The 19,937-nt window shown below is 71.9% G+C and carries 18 protein-coding genes; 7 read left to right on the top strand and 11 right to left on the bottom strand.

The features are described 5' to 3' along the window. Positions 1–133: 133 nt before the first annotated feature. From LUW87_RS13280 to LUW87_RS13265, 4 genes are all read right to left on the bottom strand, one after another. Complete coding sequence (locus tag LUW87_RS13280) at positions 134–919, bottom strand: cytochrome b family protein (RefSeq protein WP_232671659.1); 786 nt, start codon at positions 917–919, stop codon at positions 134–136. Positions 920–935: 16 nt separating this feature from the next. Beyond that, complete coding sequence (extP, locus tag LUW87_RS13275; RefSeq protein WP_232671658.1) at positions 936–1,724, bottom strand: selenite/tellurite reduction operon b-type cytochrome ExtP; 789 nt, start codon at positions 1,722–1,724, stop codon at positions 936–938. A gap of 65 nt (positions 1,725–1,789) precedes the next feature. Beyond that, on the bottom strand, positions 1,790–2,206 hold the full coding sequence (locus LUW87_RS13270) for a 4Fe-4S dicluster domain-containing protein (RefSeq protein ID WP_232671657.1): 417 nt from the start codon (positions 2,204–2,206) through the stop codon (positions 1,790–1,792). A gap of 3 nt (positions 2,207–2,209) precedes the next feature. Further along, a complete protein-coding gene (locus LUW87_RS13265; protein ID WP_232671656.1) occupies positions 2,210–2,644 on the bottom strand; it encodes a hypothetical protein in 435 nt (144 codons plus the stop codon). 318 nt (positions 2,645–2,962) lie between these two features. Here LUW87_RS13265 and LUW87_RS13260 point away from each other — a divergent pair, with 318 nt between their 5' ends. Then, the gene (locus tag LUW87_RS13260; protein ID WP_232671655.1) at positions 2,963–3,796 is read left to right on the top strand and encodes a c-type cytochrome; all 834 of its coding nucleotides are present in this window, start codon (positions 2,963–2,965) and stop codon (positions 3,794–3,796) included. 555 nt (positions 3,797–4,351) lie between these two features. Here LUW87_RS13260 and LUW87_RS13255 read toward each other — a convergent pair. The 4 genes from LUW87_RS13255 to cobA form a co-directional block, all read right to left on the bottom strand. Continuing rightward, positions 4,352–6,223, bottom strand: a complete 1,872-nt coding sequence (locus tag LUW87_RS13255; protein ID WP_232671654.1) for an alkyl/aryl-sulfatase — start codon at positions 6,221–6,223, stop codon at positions 4,352–4,354. A gap of 69 nt (positions 6,224–6,292) precedes the next feature. Further along, a complete protein-coding gene (hemL, locus tag LUW87_RS13250; RefSeq protein WP_232671653.1) occupies positions 6,293–7,573 on the bottom strand; it encodes a glutamate-1-semialdehyde 2,1-aminomutase in 1,281 nt (426 codons plus the stop codon). Then, positions 7,573–8,559 carry a porphobilinogen synthase gene (hemB, locus tag LUW87_RS13245; RefSeq protein ID WP_232671652.1) on the bottom strand — a complete coding sequence of 329 codons (987 nt, stop codon included), beginning with the start codon at positions 8,557–8,559 and terminating at the stop codon, positions 7,573–7,575. The genes hemL and hemB overlap by 1 nt, the downstream gene beginning before the upstream one ends. Positions 8,560–8,568: 9 nt before the next feature. Further along, positions 8,569–10,107, bottom strand: coding sequence for a uroporphyrinogen-III C-methyltransferase (gene cobA, locus LUW87_RS13240; protein WP_232671651.1), 1,539 nt, complete (start codon positions 10,105–10,107; stop codon positions 8,569–8,571). A 173-nt stretch (positions 10,108–10,280) separates the two neighbouring features. Between cobA and LUW87_RS13235 the strand changes: the two genes are divergently transcribed. Beyond that, entirely contained in the window at positions 10,281–10,640 is a 360-nt protein-coding gene (locus tag LUW87_RS13235; RefSeq protein WP_232671650.1) for a WhiB family transcriptional regulator, read from the top strand. Between the two features lie 13 nt (positions 10,641–10,653). On the opposite strand, the gene LUW87_RS13230 is transcribed toward LUW87_RS13235, so the two are convergent. The 3 genes from LUW87_RS13230 to LUW87_RS19335 all read right to left on the bottom strand — a co-directional run bounded on the left by LUW87_RS13230 (position 10,654) and on the right by LUW87_RS19335 (position 13,824). Beyond that, a complete protein-coding gene (locus LUW87_RS13230) occupies positions 10,654–12,051 on the bottom strand; it encodes a cryptochrome/photolyase family protein (RefSeq protein ID WP_232671649.1) in 1,398 nt (465 codons plus the stop codon). A 45-nt stretch (positions 12,052–12,096) separates the two neighbouring features. Further along, entirely contained in the window at positions 12,097–12,732 is a 636-nt protein-coding gene (locus LUW87_RS13225) for a hypothetical protein (RefSeq protein WP_232671648.1), read from the bottom strand. A 72-nt stretch (positions 12,733–12,804) separates the two neighbouring features. Continuing rightward, complete coding sequence (locus tag LUW87_RS19335) at positions 12,805–13,824, bottom strand: Rossmann-fold NAD(P)-binding domain-containing protein (RefSeq protein WP_232671647.1); 1,020 nt, start codon at positions 13,822–13,824, stop codon at positions 12,805–12,807. Between the two features lie 150 nt (positions 13,825–13,974). Here LUW87_RS19335 and LUW87_RS13215 point away from each other — a divergent pair, with 150 nt between their 5' ends. The 5 genes from LUW87_RS13215 (at position 13,975) to LUW87_RS13195 (ending at position 19,897) form a co-directional block, all read left to right on the top strand. After that, on the top strand, positions 13,975–14,475 hold the full coding sequence (locus LUW87_RS13215) for an inorganic diphosphatase (RefSeq protein ID WP_232671646.1): 501 nt from the start codon (positions 13,975–13,977) through the stop codon (positions 14,473–14,475). Beyond that, complete coding sequence (gene lhgO / locus LUW87_RS13210; RefSeq protein ID WP_430300539.1) at positions 14,418–15,704, top strand: L-2-hydroxyglutarate oxidase; 1,287 nt, start codon at positions 14,418–14,420, stop codon at positions 15,702–15,704. Before LUW87_RS13215 ends, lhgO begins: the two co-directional genes overlap by 58 nt. 70 nt (positions 15,705–15,774) lie before the next feature. Continuing rightward, on the top strand, positions 15,775–16,410 hold the full coding sequence (locus LUW87_RS13205; protein WP_232671645.1) for a peroxiredoxin: 636 nt from the start codon (positions 15,775–15,777) through the stop codon (positions 16,408–16,410). 143 nt (positions 16,411–16,553) lie between these two features. After that, on the top strand, positions 16,554–17,342 hold the full coding sequence (locus tag LUW87_RS13200; protein ID WP_232671644.1) for an ABC transporter ATP-binding protein: 789 nt from the start codon (positions 16,554–16,556) through the stop codon (positions 17,340–17,342). Further along, positions 17,342–19,897, top strand: a complete 2,556-nt coding sequence (locus LUW87_RS13195; RefSeq protein ID WP_232671643.1) for an ABC transporter permease — start codon at positions 17,342–17,344, stop codon at positions 19,895–19,897. Before LUW87_RS13200 ends, LUW87_RS13195 begins: the two co-directional genes overlap by 1 nt. The last annotated feature ends 40 nt before the right edge of the window (positions 19,898–19,937 follow it).

Genomic DNA, 19,937 nt, shown 5'->3' with positions numbered 1-19,937 from the left:
ACCGATGGCCTCACCGCTGTCACGACGCCGCGACGCCGCGAACACCACCACAGCAGCCAACACCACCACCACGGGAATGACGATCACAAGAGGGTTCATGAGAGTTCCTGCCTTTGGCACAGCACGGCGGGGATCACAGCTCGAAGAACATGCCGGCGGTCCAGGGGGCGACGAAGTTGAACCCCGGACCTCGGAAGAACGAACCGATGATGGCGAGGATCGCCCAGAACATGAGCTGCACCGTGAAGATCGACACCGCGAACTTGCGGTCCTCGGGCTTGTTGGACGGGTTCTTGTCGATGTACGGCGCCAGGATCAGCAAGAAGATGCCCATGCCCGGGATGGTCACACCGGCGACCATCGGGTGGAACATGGTCAACAGCTCCTGGAGGCCCAGGAAGTACCAGGGCGCCTTGGAGGGGTTCGGCGTCTCGTTCAGGTTGGCCAGCGTGAGCAGCGGGGCGTTCACGAAGATCGAGAAGATCAACGTGAAGGCCAACACGACCAGGGCGGCCACGAACTCGATGGCCAGCAGGTGGGGCCAGGTGTGGACCTTGTCGACCGGCGTGGACTTGACGTCCTGGATGGAGCCGGCCTTGACGACGGTGAGCAGCCGCTGGGTGTGGCCGGCGGGGCCGGTGGCCAGCGGCGGTGGCGCGGCGTCGGCCACCGCGGTGGCGACTCCGCCGCCCGTCGGGGCCGCGGCGGCCGGCGCAGCGGCGTCGCCGCCGGCCTTCTTGGCCTTGGCCGACTTGGACCGCTCGAGCAGGTGCGCGGGGATCTTGCTGGCCTCGCCGCTGGGCGGCTCGGAGGCGGCGGGCGCCTCCTCGGCCGGCGCGTCGCCCTCGGCCGCCTTCTCGGCGGCCTTGGCACGGGCGGCTTCGGCCCGCTTGCGGAGGTGTTCGGGGATCTCGGTCATCGCTGATCCTTTCCGATCACAAGGGACCGGAGATGCCGCCGTCCTTGCGCACCCTCCAGAAGTGGATGGCGAGGAAGATGACGGTCACGAAGGGAACGAACAAGACGTGCAGCACGTACCACCGCAACAGGGTGTCGGTGCCGATCTCTCTGCCGCCGAGGAGGACGAAGCGCACCTGGTCACCGAAGACCGGGGTGTACCCCATCATGTTGGTGCCCACGGTCACCGCCCACAGGGCCAGCTGGTCCCACGGCAGCAGGTAGCCGGTGAACGACAGCAGGAGGGTGAGCGTGAGCAGGATGACGCCGATCACCCAGTTGAACTCTCGGGGCGGCTTGTAGGCGCCGTGGTAGAAGACCCGGGCCATGTGCAGGAACACCGAGATGACCATGAGGTGCGCCGCCCACCGGTGCATGTTGCGCACCAGCAGGCCGAAGGTCACCGAGGTCTGCAGGGTGTAGATGTCGGTCCAGGCCTGGGCGGCCGTTGGTCGGTAGAAGAACATCAAGAAGATGCCCGTCACCGTGAGCAGGATGAACAGGAAGAAGCTCAGCCCACCCAGGCAGAGGGTGTAGCTGACCTTGACCGCGTGCCGCTTCACCTTCACCGGGTGGAGGTGGTACAGCACGCTGTTCATGATCACGTAGGACCGGTTCCGGGGGCTGTCGGTGTAGCCCTTGCGGAACACCGATCCGGGCCGGAAGATCGAGTTCCAGGCCTGTGAGCCCTGCGTCTTGTCGACGATCTCGCTCAGGCGCTGGCCTGGTGTCTTCTTGTCGCCGGGGCGCTCCATGGTCTTGGCCAAGGCTCTAGCTCCGTTGCTCTCTCGTGGCGAGGGGTGGTCGGGGGTCGGGTGTCGTTCGGGCGGGATCAGCCGAGGCGCATGCCGTAGCCGTACCCGTACGTGGGAGTGCGCTGGTGGGGGTCGCCGTCGGCGGGGGCGTCGCCGACCTTGCCGAGGATGATGACGCCGGTGGGGCAGCGATCGACGCAGAGCGCACAGCGGGTGCACACGTCGTCGTCGATGACGAACACGCTCTGGTCACCGGGGTCGTCGCCCGGGAGCTCGGTCCCCAGGGCCTCGTCGATGGCGGTGGTGGTGACGAGGTGGATGCACTTCCAGGGGCAGATGTCGACGCAGCCCTCGCAGGTGATGCACTCGGACTGGTCGATGTGGATGAACTGCTTGGGCTTCACCGCCTTGGACAGCCACGCCGCATCGACTTCTTGCAGGACGTAGTCGTCGCGGAACTCCGGCAGCGGCGGGTTGGCGTCGGTCTTGGCCATGGCTTAGGACTTCCTCACGAGGGGACGACCGAACTCGGACTCGACGACGGCGGGGACCTCGGCGGCCTTCTTGCCCCGGTTCTGCCAGACCGACCACAGCCAGATGTTGCCGGCGAGGAAGGCCACGTAGATCAACACGGCGACGATGTCGCGGATGACCAGGTAGTTGAGGGTGAACGGGAACCAGCCGCCCAGCTCCTGGGGCTTGAGGATCTCACCGGGGCCGAACAACAGCTTGTCCGGACGCCAACCGAGCTCGTTGTCCGCCCAGGTAAGCCACAGGTGGGGCACCACGCCGTAGACCCAGAAGAAGACGAAGAACACGTAGGTGCCGGCGACCATGGCCTCGCCCCAGGTGAGCATCGTGCCCACGGGGCGCCGATCGCGGTAGGGGAAGATCACAGCCACCAACAGGGCGGTGAGCAGCAACGAACTCACGAACGCAACCACCCGGGTGGGACCTCCTCGTGAACCTGATCACAAACGGTAGCGACTCGGCAGCGCGGCGGTGGTCGCCGGGCTGACGGAGACTGTCTACCACCCAGTCAGAAGGCAGAGCACATCCGGGACCGAGCAATGCGCCGGCGTCCACGGGCCTGTCGCGGCGAGAGGGCCTCAGCCGGCCCGAGGGTGGCGTGGATCGTCGCGTCGCCGAAGGCCCCGTACTTGGTGTGAGGTCTCGTCGATCGTTTATGGTGACGCCCGGACCAGGCCCTCGGCCCGGTCGCCACTCTCACCGCCGTCCTCGGAGGAGCTGTGACCGAAGTTCCCGAGCATCTGCTCAAACGCTCCCAAGATCGCCGGGCCGCCCTCGGCCTCGGTGGTGGCGGCGATGGCGGAGGCGGCGGCGACGCCGCCCCCGCAGCCGCAGCACCTGCCGACGAACCGGCGCCCGGTTCCGCCGTGGCCCCGGCGGCACCCAGCGCCGCCGCCAAGCCGGCGGCGGCCACCCCGGCCGAGGTGGCCCCGCCCGAGCCGCCACCTCCCTACGTGCAGGCTGCGCTCACCCGCAAGAAGATCCCGTTCTGGGCCATGCCCGTGCTGGCCTTCCTCCCGGTGTGGGCGATCATCTACGTGGGCGGGCTCTCCCCTGCCGACACCGGCGAGGCCGGCCCGCTCGACCAGGGCGCCGAGATCTACGCCGCCCAGTGCGCCAGCTGCCACGGCGGCGGTGGCGGTGGGGGTGTGGGTCGGGCCTTCACCGACGGCGAGCTGCTCGCCACCTTCCCCGACATCTCCGAGATGCTCGAGTTCGTCTGGGTGGGCAGCAACGGCATCGGCCCGGCCGGCACCCCGTACGGCGATCCCGACCGTGCCGGCGGGGCTCACACCACCCTGAGCTACAACGGCAACCCCATGCCGGCCTTCCAGGACGTGCTCACCCCCGAGGAGCTCCTCAACGTGGTGCGCTACGAGCGTGAGGTGCTCGGCGGCGAAGAGGTGCCGGCTGAGGAGATCGGCGACGCCGACCAGCGCTTCTGGCCCGACGGTGCCCCCATCGTCGACGATGCCGGCCAGCTGGTGACCCCGGAAGGCGAGGCGCTCTTCGACGAGGAGGGCTTCCTCACCATCGAACCGAACTACGGCTGAGCCCTAGCCCGACGCAGTCCCTCGACGGCCCCCGCCCGAGCGGGGGCCGTCGCCGTTTTCCTGGCGCCGTATCCATGGCGCCCTCCTCGCGAACTCGTCGGGACGCGGTGTGGGCGGGTCGCTGGCGCCGTGCGCTCGCGCCTGTGCGGGTCCTCGGGGCTCCGGCGGGTCCTGTCCCGCACCAGAACCTGACGTGCTCGGTCGCTCAGAGCGGCGGCTTCGTCGAGCTCGGGCGTGGGTCGCCGAACCCTTCGTCGATCGCAGGCGACGGTCGCCGAGCCGCACTCGCTCCCGTGCGCGCGTCAGAACCAATGGCGCGGGCCACCCACCGGAACCGTGTCCATGGCGCCCTCCTCGCGAGCTCGTCGGAACGCGGTGTGGGCGGGTCGCTGGCGCTCCCGTCGCCCACCTGACGACGCTCGTCAGCCGGCATGGAACAGCCGACGCCGCGCAGCAAGGAGGCTCAGACAGGCCACGCGTTTCGCCGAAGGCGGCGAAGGGAGGCCTGCCGACCGGAGCAAGATGTCACGGAGGCTTGCCGACCGAAGCAAAGTGTCACGGTTCGACGATGGGGAAGGCCGGGTCGAAGGCGACCAGGTGGGCGCGCAGGGTGTCGATGACGGTGATGTCGCCGTCGACGCGGGCCGTGCCGGCGTCCACCAGGTCGGTGAGCGGCACCAGGCCGAGCAGCACCGGGAGCAGCTGGCCGTCGGCCAGCACGACGGTTGCCTGAGCGGAGGGGTCGTGGCGGCCGGCCACGTGGGTGAGAACGCCGTTGCGGAGGCGCACGACGTGGCGCTCGCCTGCCTCGCCGATGGACAGGTTGAACGAGAGCTCGCTGTCCCAGGCCCGGGGGCCGTCGATACGCACGGCGACCGTGTCGAGGATCTGCGACGTGGTGAGCCGGCTCAGCATGTCGAGGGGGAGCTTGGCCTCCGGCTTCACCGGCCCCTCGCGGAGCTCCCGGGCTCCCATCAGGTAGAAGTTGCGCCACACCGCGTTCTCGGCGCCGTAGGCCAGCTGCTCGAAGGCGGTCGCCTGCAGCTCGCGTGCCTCGCGGTTCGACGGGTCGGCGAACACGACGTGGTTCACCACCTCGGCCACCCACCGAAGGTCGCCGTCGTCGAAGGCCTGCCGGGCCCGCTCCAGCACGGCGTCGGCGCCGCCCATGTACTCCACGTAGCGGGGGGCCGACTCGGTGGGCGGGTGGGGCCAGAGGCGGGCCGGGTTGGCGTCGAACCACCCCATGTAGCGCTGGTAGACGGCCTTGGCGTTGTGGCTGAGCGACCCGTAGTAGCCGCGGGTGTGCCAGCGCTGCTCGAGGCTGGGCGGCAGCACCAGCTCCTCGGCGATCTCGGTGGCGGTGAGGCCCTGGTTCAGCATGCGCACGCTCTGGTCGTGCAGGTAGCCGTAGAGGTCGCGCTGCTCGGCGAGGAAGTCGGCGGCCCGGTCGGTGCCCCAGGTGGGCCAGTGGTGGGAGGCGAACAGCAGGTCGGTGTCGGCTCCGAAGAGCTCGAGGGACTCGTCGAGGAACCGGGACCAGGCCCGGGCGTCTCGCACCTGCGCACCGCGCAGGGTCACCACGTTGTGCAGGTTGTGGGTGGCGTTCTCGGCCATGCAGAGGATGCGGTGGTCCGGGAAGTGGAAGTTCATCTCCGCCGGTGCCTCGGTGCCCGGGGTCATCTGGAACCGCAGGCGCACACCGTCGAGCACCAGCTCCTGGCCGGTGTGGGTGATGTCGACGGTGGGCGGGACCAGCGAGGTGGTGCCGGTGGAGTTGTAGGGCCCGAGCCCGGAGGTCATCTGCCCGGTGGGGCCCTTCTCCAGCTCGGCGCCGTACATGTAGGCCGCCCGGCGGGCCATGGCCGGCCCGACGGTGAGGTTCTCGCTGATGGCGTGGTCGAGGAAGTGCTCGGGGGCGACGATGGGGATGTCGCCCGGCTCACCGTCGGGCAGCACGCCCCGGGCCCCGCCGAAGTGGTCGACGTGGCTGTGGGTGTAGAGCAGGGCGGTGACGGGCCGGTCGCCGCGCACCGAGCGGTAGAGGGCCAGGGCGGCGGCGGCCGTCTCGTTGGAGATCAGCGGGTCGATGACGATCACGCCCTCGTCGCCCTCGACGATGGTCATGTTCGACAGGTCGAGACCGCGCACCTGGTAGAAGCCGGGGGCGATCTCGAACAGGCCGTGCATCACGTCGAGCTGGGCCTGGCGCCACAGGCTGGGGTTGACGGTGTCGGGGGCGTCCCCCGACAGGTCGCCGTAGGCGGTGAGGTCCCACACCACCCGCCCGTCGGTGGCGGTGACGATCGGTTCGTCGAGGCGGGCCACCAGGCCGCGTCCAGCGTCGACGAAGTCCTGGTCGTCGTGGAACGGGAGGCGGAGCCGCACGGCGGCGTTGGCTCGGGCCACGTGCTCGGAGGCGCTCATGGGCGCCGAGGCTAAGGCTCGGGCGGCCGACGGCGGCGGCTCCGGCCTCCGGCCCCGATGGAGTGGATCTCAGCCGGCGACGGCTCGAGCGGCCACCTGGACGGCCGCCACGACGGCGTCGAGGACGTCGTCGGTGTGGGCCAGGCCCGGGAACATGACCTCGTAGGCCCCGGGGGCCATGGCCACGCCGTGGTCGAGCATGGCGTGGAAGAAGGCCCCGTAGCGGGCCTCGTCGGTCGTCGTGGCCGTGGTGTAGTCGGTTGCCGGTTCGGCACCGAAGTGCAGCCCGAGGAGGGTGCCGACCCGCGGCACCACCGCGGCGACGCCCTCGGCGGCCAGGGCCGCCTCGAAGGCGGCGGCCAGACGCTCCGCCCGGGATTCGATGAGGGCGTAGGCGTCGTCGTCGAGCAGGTCGAGCACGGCCAGGCCGGCGGCGGTGGCCAGCGGGTTCCCCGACAGGGTGCCCGCCTGGTACACGGGCCCGAGGGGGGCCAGGTTGTCCATGACGTCGGCCCGGCCACCGAAGGCACCCACGGGCAGACCACCACCGATGATCTTGCCGAACGCGGTGAGGTCGGGCCGCACGCCGAAGCGCTGCTGGGCCCCGCCCCGGGCCACGCGGAAGCCGGTGATGACCTCGTCGAAGATCAACAGGGCGCCCACCCGGTCGCACTCGGCCCGCAGGCCCTCGAGGAAGCCGGGAGCCGGGGGCACCAAGCCCATGTTGGCGGCCACCGGCTCGACGATGACGGCGGCGAAGGTCTCGTCGAGGGTGGGCACCACGTTGTAGGGGGCCACGACGGTGTCGGCCACCGCCGAGTCGGTGACCCCTGCCGAGGCGGGCAGCCCCAGCGAGGCCATGGCCGTGCCGCCCGAGACGAGCAGGCCGTCGCTGTGGCCGTGGTAGTTGCCGGCGAACTTGCACAGCTTGGGCCGGCCGGTGGCGCCCCGGGCCACCCGGATGGCGCTCATGGTGGCCTCGGTGCCGCTGTTCACCATGCGCACCCGTTCGCACGAGGGGACCCGCTCGGCGATGGCCTCGGCCAGCAGCACCTCGCCCGGCGTGGGCGCCCCGAACGACGTGCCCTCCGCGGCGGCGGTCCGCAGAGCCTCGACGACGGCGGGGTGGGCGTGGCCGGCGATGACGGCCCCGTAGCTCTGGACCAGGTCGACGTAGGTGCGCCCCTCGACGTCGGTGACCTGGGCCCCCTCGCCCCGGGCCACGAAGTACGGCGTGCCGCCGACGCTGCCGAAGGCCCGCACCGGCGAGTTGACCCCGCCGGGGATGACCCGCTGCGCTCGTTCGAACAGCTCGGCGTTGGTGGTCCCGGTGGCGATGGGGTCGCCCATCAGCTCTCCTTCAGTGCGATGGCGGTGTCGTGGGCGGCGTAGGTGAGGATCATGTCGGCCCCGGCGCGCTTGATGGCGGTGAGGTGCTCGAGCATCACGGCGGGCCCGTCGAGCCAGCCCCGCTCGGCGGCGGCGTGGACCATGGCGTACTCGCCCGACACGTGGTAGCCGGCGAGGGGCACGTCGACCTCGGCCCGGGCCCGGGCGAGGACGTCGAGGTAGGCGAGGGCGGGCTTCACCATGACCATGTCGGCGCCCTCGGCGAGGTCGAGGCGGATCTCCTCGAGCGACTCGCGCACGTTGCGGGGGTCCTGCTGGTAGCCCTTGCGGTCGCCGCCGTCGGCGATGGACACGTCGACCGCGTCGCGGAACGGCCCGTAGAGGGCCGAGGCGTACTTGGCCGCGTAGGCGAGGACGCTGGTCTGGTCGAAGCCCTCTTCGTCGAGGGCGTCGCGGATTGCGAACACCTGGCCGTCCATCATCCCGGACGGGGCGACGACGTCGGCCCCGGCCTCGGCCTGGGCGACCGCTGCCCGCTCGTAGAGCTCGAGGGTGGCGTCGTTGTCGACCGCGCCGTCGGCGTCGAGCACGCCGCAGTGGCCGTGGTCGGTGTACTCGTCGACGCAGAGGTCGGCCATGAGCACGATGTCGTCGCCGACATCGGCCCGCAGGTCGCGCAGCGCCACCTGCACGATGCCGTCGGGATCCCATGCGCCGGACCCCTCGGCGTCCTTGGCGGCGGGCACGCCGAAGAGGACAACCGCGGGCACGCCGAGGTCGACGAGCGCGGCCACCTCCTCGCGCAGCGAGGTGCGGGTGTGCTGGACCACGCCCGGCAGCGACGCGATCGGCACCGGCTCGTCGATGCCCTCACGGACGAACAGCGGGGCGATGAGGTCGTCGACCGACACGTGGGTCTCGGCCACCAGCCGGCGCAGCGCAGGAGTGCGGCGCAGCCGCCGCAGGCGTCGTTGGGGGAAGCTCACCGGGCCAGCCTAGGCACGGCCCGAACGGCGCCCACCGGGGCGGTTCGCGCGACGCGAGCCCTCGGACCCCGAGTGGTCGTGGGGGTGGCGAGCGGCCTCGACGTGGGTCACCAGGGCGTCGACGAGGCCGTCGATGGTGTGCACGTCGGCGATCACGTCGATGCGCAGCCCGTGGCGCCGGGCGGTGTCGGCGGTGATCGGGCCGATGCAGGCCACGAGCGGGGGCACGGCCTCGGGGCCGTAGGCCGCCAGGAAGCGGTCGACGGTCGAGGACGAGGTGAACGTGACGGCATCGGCTCGGGCCACCGCCTCGCGCTGGTCGGGGCTCACCGCGGCGGGGACGGTGCGGTACGCCTCCACCACGTCGACGTCCCAGCCGAGCGACGCCAGGCCGTCGGGCAGGACGTCGCGAGCCACGGCCGCCCGGGCCAGCAGCACCCTGCCCCCGCCCGACGGGGGCAGGGGGAAGGCCTCGAGCAGCGACTCGGCGACGAAGCGTTCGGGGACGAGGTCGGCGACGAGGTTGCGGGCGGCCAGGGCGTCGGCCGTACCGGGTCCGATGGCCGCCAGCTTCACACCGGCCAGGTCGCGGCCGTCGCGCAGCACGTCGCAGAAGCGGGCCGCCCCGTTGGGCGAGGTGAGCACCACCCACTCGTACTCGTGCACCCGGCCGGCGGCGTCGCGGAGGGCGGCGCCCTCGTCGGACGGATCGACGATCTCGATGGTGGGCACCTCGAGGGCGTCGGCGCCGAGGTGGCGCAGGCGCCGGGCGAGCGACGAGGCCTGGTGGCGGGGGCGGGTGACGAGGACGGTGGTCCCGAAGAGCGGGCGGGACTCGAACCAGTCGAGGTCCTCGGCCGCGACGGCGCCCACGACGATGGTGCTGGGGGCCGCCAGCTCGTGGTCGCCGAGCGTGGCGAGGGTGGCGCGCACCGAGCGCTGCTCGGGACGGGTGCCCCACCGCACGGCGGCGGCCGGCGTGGTGGGGGCCAGGCCCCCGGCCAGGAGGCGTTCGACGATCTTGGGCCACCGCCCCACGCCCATGAGGATGACGATGGTGCCGCCCACCCGGGCGATGGCCTCCCAGTCGAGCTCGCCGCCCTTGTCGGGGTCCTCGTGGCCGGTGACCACGGTGAACGAGGTCGACGAGTGCCGCAGGGTGACGGGGATCCCGGCGTAGGCGGGCACCGCGATGGCCGAGGTGATGCCGGGGACGACCTCGTAGTCGACGCCCGCGGCGCGCAGCGCCGCCGCTTCCTCGCCGCCCCGGGCGAAGACGAAGGGGTCGCCCCCCTTGAGCCGCACGACGGTCTGCCCGGCGCGTCCCCGCTCGACGAGCAGGGCGTCGATCTCGGACTGGGACATGACGGCCGACCCGGCGGACTTGGCCACGCTGATGCGCTCGGCCTCGGGCGGGGCCAGGTCGAGCAGGGCCGACACCGAGAGGCGGTCGTAGACGACGACGTCGGCGAGAGCGAGCACCTCGGCGCCGCGCACGGTGAGCAAGCCAGGGTCGCCGGGGCCGGCCCCGACCAGGTAGACGGTCACGGCCCGGAGACTATTGGCTCGGCTCTGAGGCCCCGTCGGCGGCGAGGGCCCTCCCAGGACCACGGGCCCACGAAACGGTGTCGCCCTCGCCGCTCCGGCGGCCCCTGGTGCGACGTCCGTCACGGGGCATCGAGAAATCGAGTCCGTTCGGAACTAATTAGCGCTAAATTGAGTTGACTCTCTCGTACCCCCTCATCTGGGCCATCGGGCCCATGTCCCCCGGAGGCGTCATGGAGACGTTGACCATCGTCGTGGAACGTGCCGAGTGGATGGACGACGCCGCGTGCAAGGGACGCACCACCCTGTTCTTCGGTCTGGCCGGCGAGCGCCCCGAACGTCGAGTCAAGCGTGAAGCTGCCGCCCGCAAGATGTGCAACGGCTGCCCCGTGCTGATGCCGTGCCGGGAGATGGCCCGCCTCAACCGGGAGAACGGGTTCTGGGGCGGTGAGACCGAAGAGGAGCGGGCCGCCGCCGGCTACGCCCCCCGCTCGATCAGCCGCCGCGCCGTCCAGGAAGCCGCCCGCGCCAGCTGACCCGGAAGGTCCCCTAGCGCCGGCGGATCTCCTCGTAGGCGCCCAGGGCCCGCTCGCGGCTCTCCCCCAGGTCGACGATCGGGGCCGGATAGGTGTCGTCGAGCACGACGCCCGCCTCCGCCAGCTCGAGGGGCCCGGCCTCCCAGGGGGCGTGGATGGCCTCGCCGCTCAGCTGGGCGAGCTCCGGCAGCCACCGGCGCAGGTAGGCGCCGTCGGGGTCGAACTTGCGGCTCTGGAGCACCGGGTTGAACACCCGGTGGAAGGGCGAGGCATCGGGGCCCGTGCCGGCCACCCACTGCCAGTTGCCGACGTTCTGGGCCACGTCGCCGTCCATGAGGTGGTGGCGGAACCACCGCTCCCCGATGCGCCAGTCGACCAGCAGGTTCTTGGTGAGGAACGAGCCGACCACCAGACGGACCCGGTTGTGCACCCACCCGGTGGCGACGAGCTGGCGCATGCCGGCGTCGACGAGGGGGATGCCCGTGCGGCCCCGGCGCCAGGCGTCGACGCCCTCGGGATCGTCGCGCCACGGCAGGGCCGCGAACTGCGCCTTCAGCGGCTCGGTGACCATGTCGGGCCGGCGCCAGAGCGTGTGGGCGTACCAGTCGCGCCACGCCACCTGGCGCACGAACGCCTTGCGGCCGTCGGTGGCGTCACCCACGATCTCGACCAGTCGTCGGGGCGACAGCGTGCCGAAGCGCAGGTCGGCCGAGAGCTGCGAGCTGCCGACCTCGCCCGGGCGGTCCCTCGTCTCGCGGTAGTCGTCGACCCGCTCGAGGAACCACGCCAGCCGGGCCGCCGCTCCCCGCTCGCCGGGTTCGGCGGCGGCCTCCTCCTCCCCGCCCACGAGCGGGTAGTCCGCGCTCGGTGCCGGGAGGCCGTCCGCGGGTCGATCCAGCACCTCGGCGTCGCCCGGCTCCGGCCACGGGTCGAGCGCTGTGGCCGACCACGTCCGGTGGAACGGGGTGAACACCTGCGAGACGTCACCGGCGTTGGTGAGCACCGCACCGGGCGGGTGCACGAGCGTGCCCCATGACCAGTGGACGTCGACCTCGATCTCGGCCAGGGCCCGGTCCGCGACCTCGTCGCGCGCCGTGGCGTAGGGGGTCACGTCCGCGTTGGCGTACACCGCGACGGCGCCGAGCTCGGCGACTTCGGCGGGCACCACCTCGGCCGCGGCCCCGTGCACCACCCGCAGCGAGCCGCCGGCGTCGCGCAGGGTGTGGTCGAGGGCGCCGAGATCGTGGAGGAAGCGGTCTCGGCGGTGGGCGCCGGCGGCGTCGAGCAGCACCGGGTCGAGCACGTAGAGGGCCAGCACCGAGTCGTGGGCGGCCGTGGCCGCCGCCCACGCCGGGTTGTCCTCCAGGCGCAGGTCGCGCCGGAACCACACCACCGCCAGGTCATCGGCCATGGCGGCGATCGTAGGGACGCCCCGCCGCGCCAGCCGGGTCGGGGATCACGTCGCCGCGTCGCCCTCCTCGGAGAGGCGACGCCGCGCCCTCACGACGGTGACCGCCACGAGGACGACCATCGCCCCCACACCACCCCAGAGGAGCACGTCGCCCGGTCGGCCACCGCCCACCGGCGACGAGCCCTCCAACGGTTCGGTCGGCGGGCCGAGCGCAGCGGGAACGGGCCCGACGGCGAGCCGTCTCGTGCCGGAGCACGAATCGGCCACGACCTCCCCCTCCTCGGCGGCGGGATCGTGAGGCCCGGCCCCACGGCGAGCGAAGACGAGGAACGGGCCCGGTCCATCGGGGTCGAGCCCGCAGGTGGCCGACTCGCGCTCGGTGACGACGCTCTGGCGCTCGTGGGCCTCCCCCGCATAGACGGCGTCGACCTCGAAGATGAGGCGGACACCTTCGTCGGAGTCACCGAACGGGTACGGCAGCCCGGTCTCGGTGGCGACCCAGTTCCCGGTGAACACCACATCGGCACGCTCCAAGGCGTCCTCGTCGGTGAGCGGCACGCAGCTGCACGCCATCGCCGGGGTCGCCGACGCGACCACGAGCCCCGACGCCACGACCGGTAGGAGCAACGCCAGGACCACGGGACGCAGCCGGCGCCGCGACGGGTGGGCGGGAGCCGTCATGTGGAGTTCGACGTCACCGAGGCCCGCCCGGTTCCCCATCGTGTCCCCGTGGCCCCCACCGGTCGTCGGCCCCTACCCCAGCGGGCGCCCGAAGGGAAGGTCCGCCGCCCACGTCGTGAGGAAGGCCTCGGCCCGTTCGCAGGCGCCGAGGAGCGGACCGGACGGGTGATCGGCCACCTCGGCGAGCACCTCGACGATGGCGGTGGTGGCGGCGGCGCGGGCCTCGTCGACGGTGATCTCGCCACCGTCGACGGGCCAGGCGAACAGGGCGCCCGCGGTGGTGACGAAGTCGGGGAGCACGACCACGCCGGCTCGCCGCAAGACGGCCAGGGCCTTGGCGGTGACCGGCAGCGCCCCACCCGGCACGATGGCCCGGGCCCGAACCGATGCCGCCACCTCGTGGTCGATCACGCCCACCTTGGAGCCGGCCACCACGACGTCGGCGTCGGCGGCGAACACGCTGCCGGGCGGGGAGGCGTCACCCCCGAGCTCGGTGACGAGGCCGGGCCCGTGGGCGGCCCACGCCTCGGCGGCCGCCTCCGCGGAGATGCCTTCGGGGACCTCCTTGGTGCCCGAGGGAGTGGCCACCGCCACGACGACGGCTCCTCTGGCGGTCAGGGCCCGGACCAGGGCCGGCCCGGCGGCGTCGAACCCCTCGATGGCCACGCGGCAGCCCTCGGCCGGCACCGCCGTGCCCACCGCGGCCGCCACGCCATCGGCCCGCAGCTCGTCGCGCTGGTCCCACCACGACGCCGGACGGGGATCGTGCGCCCGCAGGGCGGCCGCGTGCTCGGCGCTCAGGCCCTTGGCCGGCTCGAGGAGCAGCGTGCCTGCGTCGAGGTCGGGGGCCAGCTCGTCGATGAAGGCCGCCACGGCGTCGTCGCGCAGGTCGGGGGCGGCGTTGACCGCGGCCGAGGCACCCCGGAGGCGGCGACCGAACGAGGCGAACTGGTAGGTCTGCGCCCGGGCCAGCCAACTGGCTCCGTCGACCAGCACCTTGGGGGCGCTGCGCACGATGCCCACGGCGGGCACGTCGTCGTCGAGGTCGAGGACCACGAAGGCGTCGGTGGTGGAGAGCTTGCGGGTCGTCACGCTCTGGAGTGAAGCACACCGACGGGGGAACGCCGCGATGGAGGTCCGAGCCGCGGGTCCCGAGTCCGGGGCACGGCGGGCGCGTGACCCTCGTCACGAAAGGCCTCGTGCATTCGAAGACGCGGTGCGCGTGGGGTCACAATGGCGGACATGGAGAACACCATCGACGTGCTGATCGAGATCCCCCGCGGTAGTCGCAACAAGTACGAGGTCGATCACCACACCGGTCGAATCCGCCTCGATCGCCGTCTGTTCGCCGCCACCGCCTACCCCACCGAGTACGGCTTCATCCCCGAGACCCTCTCCGAGGACGGCGACCCCCTCGACGTGCTCGTCCTCACCGAGGACCCGACCTTCCCCGGCTGCTACATCCTCTGCAAGCCGGTGGGGATGATGTGGATGGAGGACGAAGCCGGACCCGACGCCAAGATCATCTGCGTCGAGCCCAACGAACCCCGGTGGAAGGACATCGACGACATCGGTGACCTGCCCGCCGAGATCCTCTCGGAGATCAAGCACTTCTTCGACATCTACAAGATGCTCGAGCCCGAGAAGTTCTCGGTCACCGGCACCTGGGAGAACAAGGCCGCCGCCTGGACCGAGATCGAGGCCTCGCGCAAGCGCTACGCCGACCACGGGACCGGGGCCTGAGCGGCCACGACACCCACGTCGGTGCCGTCGTCGTCGGCGCCGGCATCGTCGGCCTGGCCACCGCCCGCGCCCTGCAACGAGCCCGGCCCGGGTGGCCGGTCGTGGTGCTCGAGCGCGAGGCGCGTGTGGCGGCCCACCAGTCGGGCCACAACTCAGGAGTGCTGCACTCGCCGGTGACCTACCGCCCCGGGTCGCACAAGGCCCGGTTGTGCGCGCAGGGCCAAGCCGCTCTCGTCGACTGGTGCGCGGAGCACGGGGTCGCCCTCGAGCGCTGTGGCGAGGTGGTGGTGGCCACCGAACCCGACGAGGTGCCGCGCCTGGCCGCCCTGGCCGAACGGGCCCGGGCCAACGGCCTCGTCGTGCACGAGCTGGGCCCGGCGGGGCTCGCCGACCTCGAGCCCCACGCACGGGGCCTGGCCGCGCTGCACGTGCCCGCCACCGGGGTGGTCGACTTCCCGGGCGTGTGCGAGGGGCTGCGGCGCGAGATCGAGGACCACGGCGGCGAGGTCCGCCTGGGCGTGGGGGTGCAGGACCTGGTCGACACCCGTCTCGGCGTCGCCGTGGACACCGACCAGGGGCGCTGGTGGGCCGAGCGCGTCGTCACCTGTGCCGGAGCGTGGTCCGACGTCGTGGCCCGCCGTTCGGGCCTGGTCCCGCCCGTGCGCATCCTGCCCTTCCGGGGGGAGTACCTGGAGCTGCGCCCCGAGGCCGCCCACCTCGTGAACCACCTCGTCTACCCGGTGCCCGACCCCCGCTTCCCGTTCCTCGGCGTGCACTTCACCCGGGGCATCGACGGCACGGTGCACGCCGGGCCCAACGCGGTGCCGGCGCTGGGCCGCGACGCCTACGGGTGGGGCACGGTGCGGGCCGGCGACACCGCCCGCTTCGCCGCCCGACGCTCGACGTGGCGCCTCGCCCGCCGGTACTGGCGAACGGGGGCGGGTGAGATCGTGCGCTCCCTCGACCGACGACGCTTCGTGGCCGCCCTGCAGCGGCTGGTCCCGGAAGTGCGCCCCGACGACCTGGTGCCGGCCGGCGCCGGCGTGCGGGCCCAGGCCGTGGCGGCCGACGGAACCCTCGTCGACGACTTCGCCTTCGCCCGCTCGGGGCCGGTCCTGCACGTGGTGAACGCGCCCTCACCGGCGGCCACGGCATCGCTGGCCATCGGGGCGGCCATCGCCGGGTGGCTGCTCGACGACCGTCCGGCGGACACAATTCCGACCTGTTAGGTCGCCTTTCGGTCCGACGCATCCGTAGAGTGAGGCGACCCACCGCCACGAGACCTCGGAGACGACGGACATGGCCATTCGCCTCGGCGACACCGCCCCCAACTTCACGGCTGACACCACCCAGGGATCCATCACCTTCCACGATTGGAAGGGCGACAGCTGGGCCGTGCTGTTCTCCCACCCGAAGGACTTCACCCCGGTCTGCACCACCGAGCTGGGCACGGTGGCCAAGCTCAAGCCAGAGTTCGACAAGCGCCAGGTGAAGGTCATCGGCCTGTCGGTCGACCCCCTCGACTCCCACGAGAAGTGGGAGGGCGACATCGCCGAGACCCAGGGTCAGGCGGTGAACTTCCCGATGATCGCCGACGCCCACCGCAAGGTCTCGGACCTCTACGACATGATCCACCCCAATGCCAACGACACCCTCACGGTGCGCTCGGTGTTCGTCATCGACCCGGCGCACAAGGTCCGCCTCATCCTCACCTATCCGGCCAGCACCGGGCGCAACTTCGACGAGCTGCTCCGCGTCATCGACTCGCTGCAGCTGACCGACGGCTACAAGGTGGCCACGCCCGCCAACTGGACCGACGGTGACGACGTGATCGTGGCCCCGGCGCTCTCCGACGAGGAAGCAGGCGAGCGCTTCCCGAAGGGGTTCACCACGCTCAAGCCCTACCTGCGCATCACGCCCCAGCCCAACAAGTGACACCCGCCGGCCCGTGCGGCCGGCACCACCTCCACCTCGTCACGGGGGCGACCCGCCGGTCGTCCCCGTGGCGCGCCCGGAGCGACTCGACCCCGACGATTCTCGATCCCCTCCGGCGCCGTTTCCCCCTTAGGCTCTCGATCGTGACCGTCACCGACACCTCCGCCCCCCCGCCTCCCGCGCCGAACCCGTCGGCGGCCGCCCGCACCGTGCACGCCTCCAAGATCTACGGATCCGGCGAGACCGAGGTGCGGGCCCTCGACGACATCACCGTCGACTTCGAGCGAGGCCGCTTCACCGCCATCATGGGCCCTTCTGGTTCGGGCAAGTCCACGCTGATGCACTGCATCGCCGGCCTCGACACCCTCACCGACGGCCAGGTGTTCATCGGTGACGTGGACCTGAGCCGACTCAACGAGAAGCAGCTCACGACGCTTCGTCGCGACACCATCGGGTTCGTGTTCCAGGCGTTCAACCTCGTGCCCACCCTCACCGCAGCCGAGAACATCACCCTCCCGATGGACCTGGCCGGCCGCAAGGTCGACCGCCCCTGGTACGACACGGTCATCAAGGCCGTCGACCTCGGCGACCGTCTCGGTCACCGGCCGAGCGAGCTCTCCGGCGGCCAGCAGCAGCGCGTCGCCGTCGCCCGGGCTCTCGCCAGCCAGCCCAAGATCATCTTCGCCGACGAACCGACCGGCAACCTCGACTCCAAGAGCGGCAGCGAGATCCTGCACTTCATGCGCGCCGCGGTCGACGACTTCGGCCAGTCCATCGTGATGGTCACCCACGACCCGGTCGCCGCCGCCTACGCCGATCGCGTGGTCTTCCTCGCCGACGGCAAGGTCGTCGGCGACCTCACCGACCCCACCGCGGACGACGTCCTCGAGCGGATGCGCACCCTCGGAGAAGATCTCTCCCCCGACGCCTGATGCTCCGGCTGACCCTGCGGGGTCTACGAGCCCACAAGGTCCGCCTGGTCGCCACCGCCGTCTCCGTGCTGCTGGGCGTGGCCTTCATGAGCGGCACCCAGGTGCTCACCGGCAGCGTCAGCGCCAGCTTCGACAAGGTCTTCGCCGACGTCTACGCCCGCATCGACACCGTGGTGCGCTCGACCACCGAGATCGACACGCCGTTCGGCGCCGAACGGGCCAAGATCGACGAGTCGCTGCTGCCCGCCGTCCAGGCGGTCGAGGGGGTCGAGGCGGCCGAGGGCCAGGTCATCGGCCAGATCAGGGTGCTCGACCGCACCGGGGAGCCGTTGGTGTCGGCCAACGGACCCCCCAACTTCGCCCTCAACTGGCTGACGTCACCCGCGCTCAACGGGTGGACGGTCGAGGGTGCTCCCCCACAGGGCCCCGACCAGGTGGTGCTCGACGCCAAGACGGCAGCCGACGGCGACTTCGCCGTCGGCGACCGGGTCGACGTCTCGCTCCAGCAGGGCATCCGGTCGTTCGAGGTCGTGGGCGTCGCCCGCTTCGGGGAGGTCGACACCTGGGGCGGCGTGCAGGCCGCCCTCTTCGACACCGCCACCGTCCAGGACATCGTGCAGGAGCCCGGGCAGTTCGACTGGATCTCGGTGGCCGGAGCCGACGGCGTGGGCCAACAGGAGCTCACCGACCGGGTGGCGGCCGTGCTGCCCCCGGAGACGCAGGCCATCACCGGCGAGGAGTTCACCGAGGAGAGCCAGAGCGCCTTCCAGCAGCTGATCTCGATCTTCAACACCTTCTTGTTGACCTTCGCCCTGATCGCCCTGTTCGTCGGCTCGTTCATCATCTACAACACCTTCTCGATCATCGTGGCCCAGCGCACCCGGGAGCTGGCCCTGGTGCGCGCCATCGGGGCCAGCCGCGGCCAGGTCCTGCGATCCGTGCTCCTCGAGGCCCTCGTGGTCGGGTTCGGCGCCTCGGCCGTCGGCGTGGGCCTGGGCATCCTGCTCGCCATCGGCCTCAACGAGCTGCTGCGCTCCATCGGCTTCGCCGGCCCGGAGACGCCGATCATCGTGCCCGCCACGGCCGTGGTGTCGTCGTTGCTGGTCGGCACGGGCATCACCTTGGTCTCGGCCATCTTCCCCGCCCGCAAGGCGGCCACGGTCCCCCCGGTGGCCGCCATGCGCGACGTGGCGGTCGACACCAGCTCCGCCTCCCGCATCCGCCTGCTGGCCGGCCTGGCCGTGGTCGTGCTCGGCAGTGCGCTGCTCTACGCCGGGCTCACCGCCGGGCTCGACGACGACCTCCAGGTCCTCGGAGCCGGAGCCGCGGCCGTGTTCGTGGGCTTCGCCGTGCTCGGTCCGGTCACCGCGCCCCCTCTCTCACGGTTCATCGGGTGGCCCCTCCCCCGGCTGCGGGGGGTCACCGGGCGGCTCGCCCGCGAGAACGCCGTGCGCAGCCCCCGGCGCACCGCCAGCACCGCGTCGGCGCTGATGATCGGCGTCGGCCTCGTCGTGTTCATCGCCGTGATCGCCGACTCGCTCAAGGCCTCCACCACCGACGCCATCGACGCCTCGGTCCGGGGCCAGTACGTGGTCACCACCGAGGGGTTCGGGCCCACCGCCCTGCCCGTGTCGGTCGCCGACGACCTACGGGCCCTGCCCGAGGTGGAGGTGGCCGCCGGGTTCCGGGCCGGGTTCGGCACGATCGACGGCGACGCCCAGGTCGTGCTGGCCGTCGATCCGGCCGACCTGGTGCAGGTCATCGACTTCACCGACGTCGAAGGCCGCCTGGTGGACCTCGAGGGCAACGGCGTGGCCATCAGCGCCGGCCAGGCCGACGAACGAGGCCTCACCGTGGGTTCCACCCTGCCGGCCTCGTTCCTGCTGGGAGGCGAGACCACCCTCGAGGTGCAGGCCGTCTACGAGACCCGCTTCGACCTTCAGGGCGCCGGCTGGCTGATCACCCAGGACCTCTACGAGTCGCTTTTCCCGCCCCAGCAACAGACCGACCAGGCCGTGTACGTGGCCCTCGAGGACCCGAGCTCCGAGGGCATCGCCGCGGCCCGTCCCGACCTCGAGGCGGTCGTCGACCCCGTCACCGGGGCCGAGGTGCAGGACCTCACGGAGTTCAAGCAGACCCAGACCGACCAGGCCGACCAGTTCCTCTTGATCGTGTACGTGCTCTTGGCGCTGGCCCTCATCATCGCGGTGGTCGGGGTGGTCAACACGCTGCTGTTGTCGGTGTACGAGCGCACCCGCGAGCTGGGCCTGCTGCGAGCCGTCGGCATGAGCCGCCGCCAGGTGCGCGCCAGCGTCCGCTGGGAGTCGGTGATCATCAGCCTCATCGGCACGTTCACCGGCCTCGGCATCGGGCTCGTCTTCGGCTGGGCCCTGGTGCGGGCCCTCGCCGACGACGGCATCACCGTCTTCACCATCCCCGTCGGCCAACTGGCGATCATGGTCGCCATCGCGGCTTTGGCCGGGGTGGGCGCCGCGCTCTACCCCGCGTCCCGGGCGGCCCGCCTCGACGTGCTCACCGCCATCGCCACGGAGTGACCCGACCGCACCACACGCCCCCCCATCCCGCCAGGAGCGA

The organism is Rhabdothermincola salaria (assembly GCF_021246445.1).
In the GTDB taxonomy this organism is placed as follows: domain Bacteria; phylum Actinomycetota; class Acidimicrobiia; order Acidimicrobiales; family Acidimicrobilacustridaceae; genus Rhabdothermincola_A; species Rhabdothermincola_A salaria.
The sequence above is the reverse complement of the archived record's forward strand: the minus strand, read 5'-3'. Positions and strand labels throughout refer to the sequence as shown.